The sequence below is a fragment of the Flavimaricola marinus genome, assembly GCF_900184895.1.
Lineage (GTDB): Bacteria > Pseudomonadota > Alphaproteobacteria > Rhodobacterales > Rhodobacteraceae > Flavimaricola > Flavimaricola marinus.
This window is the reverse complement of sequence record NZ_FXZK01000019.1, coordinates 25,790-34,409: the sequence shown is the minus strand read 5'-3', so window position 1 is coordinate 34,409 and position 8,620 is coordinate 25,790. Positions and strand designations below refer to the sequence as shown.

At 53.1% G+C, this 8,620-nt stretch carries 13 protein-coding genes; 9 read left to right on the top strand and 4 right to left on the bottom strand.

Annotated elements, in window-relative coordinates; all coding sequences use genetic code 11:
• Positions 1–227: hypothetical protein (locus LOM8899_RS23620; protein ID WP_211096250.1), on the bottom strand; the 227-nt coding region annotated here is incomplete at its 3' end.
• On the opposite strand from LOM8899_RS23620, the gene LOM8899_RS21605 reads away from it, so the two are divergent.
• From LOM8899_RS21605 to sigJ, 5 genes are all read left to right on the top strand, one after another.
• On the top strand, positions 220–528 hold the full coding sequence (locus LOM8899_RS21605; protein WP_093994320.1) for an ArsR/SmtB family transcription factor: 309 nt from the start codon (positions 220–222) through the stop codon (positions 526–528). The two genes, LOM8899_RS23620 and LOM8899_RS21605, sit on opposite strands and share 8 nt — an antisense overlap.
• An 80-nt stretch (positions 529–608) precedes the next feature.
• Positions 609–1,814, top strand: a complete 1,206-nt coding sequence (locus LOM8899_RS21600; RefSeq protein ID WP_093994325.1) for an NADH:flavin oxidoreductase/NADH oxidase family protein — start codon at positions 609–611, stop codon at positions 1,812–1,814.
• 249 nt (positions 1,815–2,063) lie between these two features.
• Entirely contained in the window at positions 2,064–2,450 is a 387-nt protein-coding gene (locus LOM8899_RS21595) for a hypothetical protein (RefSeq protein ID WP_093994324.1), read from the top strand.
• Positions 2,447–2,989 carry a hypothetical protein gene (locus LOM8899_RS21590; protein WP_245820699.1) on the top strand — a complete coding sequence of 181 codons (543 nt, stop codon included), beginning with the start codon at positions 2,447–2,449 and terminating at the stop codon, positions 2,987–2,989. Before LOM8899_RS21595 ends, LOM8899_RS21590 begins: the two co-directional genes overlap by 4 nt.
• Positions 2,986–3,861, top strand: coding sequence for an RNA polymerase sigma factor SigJ (sigJ, locus tag LOM8899_RS21585; RefSeq protein WP_093994319.1), 876 nt, complete (start codon positions 2,986–2,988; stop codon positions 3,859–3,861). Before LOM8899_RS21590 ends, sigJ begins: the two co-directional genes overlap by 4 nt.
• Positions 3,862–4,072: 211 nt before the next feature.
• Here the strand turns inward: sigJ and LOM8899_RS23290 are convergent, their stop codons facing one another.
• A complete protein-coding gene (locus LOM8899_RS23290) occupies positions 4,073–4,324 on the bottom strand; it encodes a hypothetical protein (protein WP_133065088.1) in 252 nt (83 codons plus the stop codon).
• Positions 4,325–4,675: 351 nt separating this feature from the next.
• On the opposite strand from LOM8899_RS23290, the gene LOM8899_RS21575 reads away from it, so the two are divergent.
• A complete protein-coding gene (locus tag LOM8899_RS21575; RefSeq protein ID WP_093994317.1) occupies positions 4,676–4,888 on the top strand; it encodes a helix-turn-helix domain-containing protein in 213 nt (70 codons plus the stop codon).
• 31 nt (positions 4,889–4,919) lie between these two features.
• Here LOM8899_RS21575 and LOM8899_RS23785 read toward each other — a convergent pair whose 3' ends face one another.
• A complete protein-coding gene (locus LOM8899_RS23785; protein WP_245820701.1) occupies positions 4,920–5,198 on the bottom strand; it encodes a hypothetical protein in 279 nt (92 codons plus the stop codon).
• A gap of 183 nt (positions 5,199–5,381) precedes the next feature.
• On the opposite strand from LOM8899_RS23785, the gene LOM8899_RS21565 reads away from it, so the two are divergent.
• The 3 genes from LOM8899_RS21565 to LOM8899_RS23780 are packed head-to-tail and all read left to right on the top strand — an operon-like array spanning position 5,382 to position 6,764.
• A complete protein-coding gene (locus LOM8899_RS21565; RefSeq protein WP_093994316.1) occupies positions 5,382–5,735 on the top strand; it encodes a hypothetical protein in 354 nt (117 codons plus the stop codon).
• 43 nt (positions 5,736–5,778) lie between these two features.
• Positions 5,779–6,399: a lytic transglycosylase domain-containing protein gene (locus LOM8899_RS21560; RefSeq protein WP_093994315.1), complete on the top strand. Its 621-nt coding sequence runs from the start codon at positions 5,779–5,781 to the stop codon at positions 6,397–6,399.
• Entirely contained in the window at positions 6,396–6,764 is a 369-nt protein-coding gene (locus LOM8899_RS23780) for a TrbC/VirB2 family protein (RefSeq protein ID WP_245820698.1), read from the top strand. The genes LOM8899_RS21560 and LOM8899_RS23780 overlap by 4 nt, the downstream gene beginning before the upstream one ends.
• Positions 6,765–7,458: 694 nt before the next feature.
• Here the strand turns inward: LOM8899_RS23780 and LOM8899_RS21550 are convergent.
• Positions 7,459–8,445 (bottom strand): sterol desaturase family protein, encoded by a 987-nt coding sequence (locus tag LOM8899_RS21550; RefSeq protein ID WP_093994314.1) that lies wholly within the window; start codon positions 8,443–8,445, stop codon positions 7,459–7,461.
• Between the last annotated feature and the right edge of the window lie 175 nt (positions 8,446–8,620).

Below are 8,620 nucleotides of genomic sequence, written 5' to 3'. Positions count from 1 at the left end.
CAAAACCTCCGGAAACTGGCGAAATTGGTCCCAGAAGCATCGCCAGCGTGAAGGGCAACGAGGCTGGCCAGCTTCTCGCTCAGCATCAAGCTCACCAAAACCCCCACTTTTTCAACAGTATCCGGACTTTGCGATCTTTCGCTGTAAGTGAACCAATGCCTGCTTTGGCGAACTAAAAGCTGTCTTGACATCGCTTGGTATATCGAGATATTTCGATTTATGGACATTGAAAGATCAATCTCAGCGCTGAATAATCCGATGCGCCGCAGAATTCTGGAATGGCTTAAGGACCGCTCCAACTTTCCTCCCGCGCTACCGGGACACGAAGATCTTGAAGGTGTTTGTGTTGCATACATTCAGGAGAAGGCGAAACTGTCTCAGTCCACAATCTCGAACTACATGGGATTGCTAAAACAAGCGGGATTTGTGAAGGCAGAACGCCACGGCCAGTGGACGTTCTACCGGCGCGACGAAGAGAACATTCAAGCGTTCCTTACGGCAGTCAAAGACGAACTTCTAAAAATGTAGCTTGCAGGTAAGGAAACCGATCCCGGTTGAGCCTTGTCAAATTGAAACGATATATCGAAATATTCCGATGGAGAATGGACATGAATAAGATTGGCAACGATGCGAAGAACCTGCTTGGTCAACCTCTGGACCTGCCCTGTGGTGTGCGGTTGAAGAACCGTCTTGTGAAGTCTGCCATGTCCGACTCCCTTGGTGATGGCGCGGGCAATCCCACCGAGGTGCAAATGCGATTGTATGAGCGATGGGCCGAAGGAGGTGCAGCGCTATCGCTGATCGGTGAGGTGCAGACAAATCCACACTATCCGGAAAAACCCGGCAATCTCGTGCTGGTGCCAGACGCAGACCTGACTGCACTGAAAGCATTGGCGAGGCGCGGATCGGCCAACGGTTCAAATATCTGGCCACAGCTCGGTCACGCAGGAGCATTGGCGCACGGGCCGATCAGCGACCCGAAAGGGCCCTCTCCCCTTGATGTCGAAGGACTTCGCTGTGACGGCATGTCATTGGAAGACATTCACGACCTGCCCCACACCTACGCACAAGCGGCGAGCCTCGCACAGAAAGCTGGATTTGGCGGCGTTCAGATTCATGCCGGTCACGGGTTTCTGTTCAGCCAGTTTCTATCACCACTGTTCAACCATCGGACAGATACTTATGGCGGCACGGTCCAAAGACGTTTTCGCGTTATTGGCGAGGTTATCGATGCCGTTCGGCATGCCGTAGGACCAGCTTTTCCGATTGGCATCAAGATCAACTCGACCGACAAGCTTGAAGGCGGCTTGACGACGGACGACGCGTTGCAGATCGTTCAATTGCTCGATGAAACATCGGTGGACCTAATCGATATTAGCGGAGGCACCTATTTCCCTGGCGCTGCATCAAGCTCAGAAGGCACGTCCTCTTCCGACCCCTACTTCATCGACTTCGCCAGGCAGGCAAAGAAGATTACGTCCATTCCGATCATGCTGACGGGCGGGTTTGAGACGAGGGATCAAGCGACAAGAGTCTTGGCAGATGGGTCTGCCGATGCGATCAGTCTTGCCCGTGCAATGGTGCTGAATGCGTCTCTCGCCAATGCGTGGTTAAGCGATGCGGGCGGTGATCCTGAATTCCCAACATTCGATGCCCCGCCGCGCGGAGGTGTCACCGCATGGTATTCAATGCGCCTGACAGCCCTTGGTGAAGACAGTGAAGAGCAGTTTGTTCTCAGCCCTGCTGATGCCTTAGAGGCCTATGATACGCGGGATGCGCAACGTTGTGAGGCTTGGCGCAATCGGTTCAGTTGAAGTAAGCAGCCATTCGACGCTCCGCAGCATGTTGGTAAGTAGGGCTCTTTTTCCTCTTTCACCGCGCTGGTCACGAGTGGCCGCTTCGGGAAATCGCGCCGTTCGCTGCACAGTGGACGAACTGGTAAGATGCGGACAAAGTATGAATTCGCTGCGATTGCGCCAATGTCGGCTTTAAAGTGACAATTGGATGTCACATAAGTTACGGCCGGATCGTCATATCTCTGAAACCAAATGTTTGGAGATGTGATGCAAAGACAAATTTTATTGGGCGTTGGTGGACTGTCTTTGGTGACAGCTGCCTATATTGGGGGTGCCACGCAGCATTGGTATGAAAACGTTCCAGGCGTGGTTCTTACGGGCCCGCTCAATTTTCATTTTGCGCAGGATGTCGCTCTTGCTTACCTGTTGAGCGGTGGAATGCTGCTCTGGGCTGGCCACAAAAACGACAAATCAGTTGGGGTTTGTGGGGCAGGATGGCTTGTCCTACATGCGATGTTACACATCTGGATGTGGATTCACCGCGGAGTTCCTCTCGACATTGTTGCGCTTACGAACCTGCTCGGCATTCAAATGCCAGCACTTCTCGCGTTCTTCGCGGCAATCAATATTCAAGCGGGTGGGAAACAGGCATGATCCGGTATTTTTTGAAGATGGGTATGCGGAAATTCGCGAAACGTTACAGCTATGACACCAGCTACATGTCTCACGTCGTTGAGACGTCTGCGGAGGCGGGTGTGCGGCTGTCCTTGCTCCCGTTGTTTACTCAGTTTCAGGGCCCTAAGGCGGCACGAAACGTCTGGGCGGGCGCTATGTTGGGGTCGACACAGGAAGGAGATTGCGGACCATGTGTGCAGCTTATTGTCGATATGGCACTTGAGGCAGCAGTCCCAAAAGATCAGCTTGCCCTTTGTCTACAGGGTGATGCGGTCGCAGCCGGCGATGTTGGGCTTGGGTTTCGGTTTGCTCAAGCCGCTATTGCTAATGTGCATGAACTGGAAGAACTTAGGGCCGAAATCGACAGGCGGTTCGGCCCCGCCGCCGTCACGGCTGCTTCTTTTGCCGCAGCCAGTGGGCGGATATATCCGGTTTTGAAACGCGGGTTGGGTTTTGGACAGACCTGTAGCAGTGTCAAAGCAAGTCATGAAACAATTCAGGTCCTGCCCCGCGCATGAACATGGTTACAAACATATTTGAAGCCGAACGAAAGAAGTTGTTGTCGCTGTGCTACCGCATGCTTGGCGAACGTGCTGGAGCGGAAGACGTCGTTCAGGACACTTGGCTAAAGTGGGCCGCCGCCGACATTGAGAGGATCGACAATCCTGCGGCTTGGCTGCGCAGGGTTGCCACAAATATTGCAATCGACACCTTACGGTCCGCCCATCGTCAACGCGAAATCTATGTCGGTCCGTGGCTGCCCGAGCCCCTTATTCAATCGGAACCCCAAGAGCCCGAATATCACTTTGAATTGGCGCAAGAATGCGAATTGGCATTGCTTTGGGCCATGGAACGTCTCAGCGAAAAGGAACGCGCTGCATTCATTCTCAGGGAGGCATTCGACGCCAGCTATTCGGAGCTCGCTGCCACTCTTGGAACAACGCAAGGGGCCTGTCGTCAACTTGTAAGCAGGTCGCAAAAGAAGTTGCACGACTCTGGCCCCCGTTTTGATGCGACGCCTGAAGAGGTCGCGGACCTAAGCCAGCGTTTCTTTATGGCAATCATGGCGGAGGACTTTGATACCGCGTTATCGCTTCTCACGCCTGATGCCGTTGCTATCACGGATGGCGGAGCCAAGAAACGCGCGGCGCGGCGTCCTTTGTGTGGCGGGAACGAGATTATGATGGTGTTCCGAGCATTGTACGAAAGGGCGAAAGATGAACCGGGTTGGACGAGCCAAATGTCGATGGTAAATGCCAAGCCCGCTTTGCTGCGCTATCAATCGGGTCTATTGGATTCCATCACAACGCTCGCGCCGGATCGAAGCGGGAAGATTGCGTGGATTTATGTCATGCGGAATCCAGACAAGCTTGATTTAGTCGCACTTTAAGTTCGCCAAAGCCGACATTCGCCGCATCGCGGAGATCCGGTAAAGATGGGCTCACACTCAGCATTCGCTGTAATCAACATCAATGGCCGCTTTGGTCGCTCGGTCGTGTGATTCACTACACTCAAAGTCCTTTAAAGATTAACGAAACCATGAATTGAAATATGCGCGCTTATGCGAATTTGACGTTACGTTCGAACAGCCACCCGACCACTCATGACGATTTTTTAGCAAGTGTTGGAAGTCCTCCAAGTAACACTAGCAACTCTGCTGGCGTTGTCGCTTTACCCTTAGCGAGCATTTCGGGGTCTATTTCAGGGTCAACGAAAGCTGCCGTCTTTTTTGGATTAAGCCACAGTATTGCCAACTCCGATGTTTCCCAAACGTAGACCAAACCAACGATGCTCTTGCCATCAGATCCGATGAGCTGCGCAATGGGTGTTGCTTCGTCATTTGAATAGGGCACTCTTTAATTCACTCTTGTCTCTAGGTCGGAAGTCGCGCCGCGGTTTGGTAGCTTGGGTTTTGGTCATATTGAGGGTTAGGTCAGCCCGAAGGCTCAGAAAATTCAGGAATATAAACTGCCTCCTGAAAGACACCCATTTTTGATGGATCCTCCCATCGGCCTGGATAAACATCTGACAAAAATACGGCCACAGCCCTCGCCCAACCCTCACGTGCAATTTCACTTCATCACTCGCCCATCGCGGCGTTCAGTCCCAATTTGAAAAATTTTCACCCAAAGACAATAGTCTAGGATGCGAATGTAGAATATCTTGCGTGGCTAAATACTCTACATCCGGGCTCTGCCTTAGGCATGAAGCTACGGGTACTACTTGGTCTAAATATTCAGGAGGCGCGCCGATCCAGAGGGTTCAGCCAAGAAACCCTTGCGCATCGCGCGGACATTGATCGTGGCTATATTGGCAAGATCGAGAACGCAAAGCATGCCGCGTCGATCGATATGGTCGAAGCGATTGCGGAGGCATCGGGCATTGAGGCACGAGACCTTCTCAATCCCAGATTCTGAGTGCTTTTCGACAAGCCCCTGTATTCCATAACTATGGCCCAACCAATCCATGGAACCTTCCATACTCTTCGCTGACTTCACGCGCTTCCTGAAAAGCGCGCGCCCGTTCGCCATCAAGGCAGCGGAAATAGTTCTGAATGTCCTGAATGTAGGCCTCAAAGTCGTTCCGGATGAGGTCTGCATATTCTTGAGCAGCTTGCGGGTCGCTTGGAACGAAGGGTCGTGGGGGCGCGAAACAGGTCTGTGCCGACGCATCTCCGGCCAGAAATGTGAGGAAAACTATAGTCTGAACGCTACAGATTCCGTGCATTCGGGCGCGCCAAAATTCCCATGAAACCTTGAATATACTCACTTCACATGCCTAATGGGTGCGCGATCACAGTACAGCCGCAACACATAAATATACCTTGCGGACAAATCTATACTATCGTATCTCTGGGCTTCAAGTAGGAATGCCTAGCGTTGCGTCTTTAGAGAAAGCGTGAGCCGGGCCATGAACTGGGAAGTCGAAGCACCAAATGTGGTTACGGAGGCGAGATTCCGCGAACTCGTGGAAAGCGGCTATAGCGCCGAAATCTTATGCCAGGAGTCTGCGCACAAGAAAGGTCCGAGCTATTACGGCATCTGGATCATGCGCGCTGTCAGCGATGACGGTGTGGAAAAGCTCTTGGTTACTGCCCGCACCCGTACAACGCATAACGACATCAAAATCCGCGAATTCAAAACCATCACCGGCGTCGTGTCGTTCCTGGTTAGGATTGGCTTCTCCCACGCCGACGTTCCTCTCGAAGAAGGTCAACGCACCACGCATAAACTGGCAACAGCCGACAAAGGAAGCAGCAGCTAGTCTTCTACTTCTCGGCGCATCTACTTTTTCCGCCTCCGCGCAAATGGTTCTGGTCATGGAGAGCGACGGCTCTCTGACCGCCACGCAATCCCAAAACAGCTTTGCCCGGAACTACAATGACGGCGTAGGCCAAGGCTCGGCGGCCGAAGCGCTCACTATATTTGACGAACCTGATGTTGCCGCAGCAACAGAAGAAATCCGCGTTGCTGCCATTGTACCGCGCGCGCCCCTTCCCCGCGCAGACGTTCTTTCGGCAATTGAGGCCACGGCGCTACGCTACGGCAGCCATACCGGCTTGCGCCGCGCAGGACTTTCGGTTTCAGACTGGCTCCTTCTCTTCCGCGCCAACATCGAAATCGAAAGCGCCTATCGTCAGAGCGCGGTTTCTAGCGCAGGCGCTATTGGCCTTGGCCAGTTGATGCCCGCAACAGCGCGCGATCTCGGCGTCGATCCCCGTGATCCCCTGCAAAACCTCGATGGTTCCGCGCGTTATCTCGCAATGATGCTTGAGCTCTTTGGCAGCCCGCGGCTTGCCTTGGCAGCCTACAACGCCGGCCCCGATGCCGTGCGCCAATATGGTGGAATACCCCCATACCGAGAAACCCAAAATCATGTGGCCCGCGTCATGGCGGTGGTCGCTCGACTGGAAGGAACAAACCCATGAGACATTTTACATCCCTATTCGCAGCATCATTGGCGCTGTTCTTGCTGGTCGCCGACCCTGCACTTGCGCAAAGCATTGATCTCTCCCCGATCCAAAGCCTTTTGCAGGGCATCGTTGACGCTCTGACCGGCCCGCTTGGTGTAGTCATCGCCACGCTGGCTGTCTTAGGTGTCTTTCTCAGCTGGTTCTTCAACATCATCAGCCCATTCTGTAAATTCGTATTTTGTGCTGCGTGCGCTCGCAGCGCAGGAATTGCCTCAGGAGCGAGAAATTTCGTGCCGCCGCACAGCAGGAAGAACGGCCATTCATGCAGACCGCAGCAAGGATCAGCGGTCAAATTTACACACTGCGGACAAAACGTTTAAGCGTGTGTCTGGCGGAACGGCATCCAGTTCTACGACAAATCTTGATGCCTTTCTTACACCAAGCCAATCCAATGCGCTGCCCATGACTGAAAGTGGAATCACCCTTCCGCGTGTGTAAGAGACTAACACCGCCCCAACCATTCCCAGATAGACCAATGGTGCAATGGGGCCGCCAAACAGCAATAAAAGGGCAAAACCTATGCGCCGGACAAAGGCCCCTGCAATCTACGGCCAAGTCCGAAGCTTGCGGGCGGAACGACTGCTTCTTCCCCACACAAAGATCGATTGCACGCTGTGCTACTTGGGCGTCTAAGTCGAAGATGCCCTCAGCATCCCCGAGAAGATCGAGATCTGATATTTAAGCGAGTGGCGCATGCCGTCCGCCTTTTGCAAGCAGCCCTGCAGCAACCTTCGTCCGATGACAGCAAGGAGCCCCACTTACCGATGTTTTGTCCCGCCGCAAATGTCTGCGGTTGAGGGTCCAGAAGATCAGTTGCGGAAAAACTGCCCATGGCTGACATATATTTAGGGCTCAGCAAAGCGTTGCAGCCAGCCCGAAAAAGACATTAATCGCCTGCGCCGGGCCAACCTAAATAATATCTGCACGCTTTCACTGTTCGGAGATTTTTCTGTAGCGCGAAACCCGAATACGGCACAGATGGTCAAGCTATAGCCTGCCGGAATTTGTTACAGATTACTTTCCCGATAGTTTCGAGCGGCGCAGTTTAAGAGCCTCATCAGCTTCGGGACTGCCATCGTGAAACGTCCCAAACCATCTATCCAGCGGGATTGAACCATCGGCATAGTTTACCTCAAAATACCTATGGTGCAGATAATGCGCGTAATAAGACAGCCCGACCGATTTATCCCCGCCTGCCACAACACGGTCAAAACCGGTGTGCCCCTGCGCCGGCGACAGCCCCGCAAGAAGCCCCATGTTCATGAAATGCAGCGGATGGGCAGGTAGAATAAAATAGATCAGGTAGCCTGAAAAATACAGGAGATGTTCCATGGGATGCATCGAAAGTCCTGACCAAGGACCGGGGTTGATGTTGCGATGATGCAGATAATGAATGCGCTTATAAAGCCAGAGAACATGGATCAATCGGTGCACGCAATAGAAGTGGAATTCGTGCAGCAATGGCACCAATAGCCATAACAGAACAAACCATACCGGGTTTTCCGAAATGCCAAGCTGCGCCACATAACCGTTGGCATATAGCCACCAGGCCAGACATTCCCACGCGGTCCAGATGGGCACGCCGCTGACAAGTGACCAGAACACATTATCACGCGTCTGGCTGTTGAAGGTAAAAATCGGGTTGTGCGTTTGCGGCCAGCGGCGGTTATATTTGAACGCCGTTCCTTGGGATTGACGGGTGTACAGCCATACGTGCAGCAGTCCGACCACCGCAATATGCAGCGCATAGTTGCGCAACAAGATAAGCAACACCCAATCCATGCTCAGTGTTTGCATCCGCGCGGCGGACGGCGTGAGATACAGAAAAACCAAAACCGAAAGGCCCGCATAGACGATCGTCCAAGGGAACAGATATTGGGGCAGCCAACTGCGAATTCCGCTCAGGCTCATTGGCCATACAAAAACGTTGGGATAGGTCAGCGGCTTGTAGGGTTTCCAATATCCGCGACGATCTTCTGATCCCCATTTTGAATCATCCATTTTGTACCCTCTCTATAAAAGATGACCCCGTTGGCTGAACTTGCAGAGTTGCTATCGCGTGACCTCCACTGATTTGAAGATCAGCAAAGCGACTTTCCCCCGTGGCAGCTTTTGGTTGCCCGCAGACTGTTTAAACGCTAGGCGACGGAGATGATGGCGAACGCGCCATTTTCGG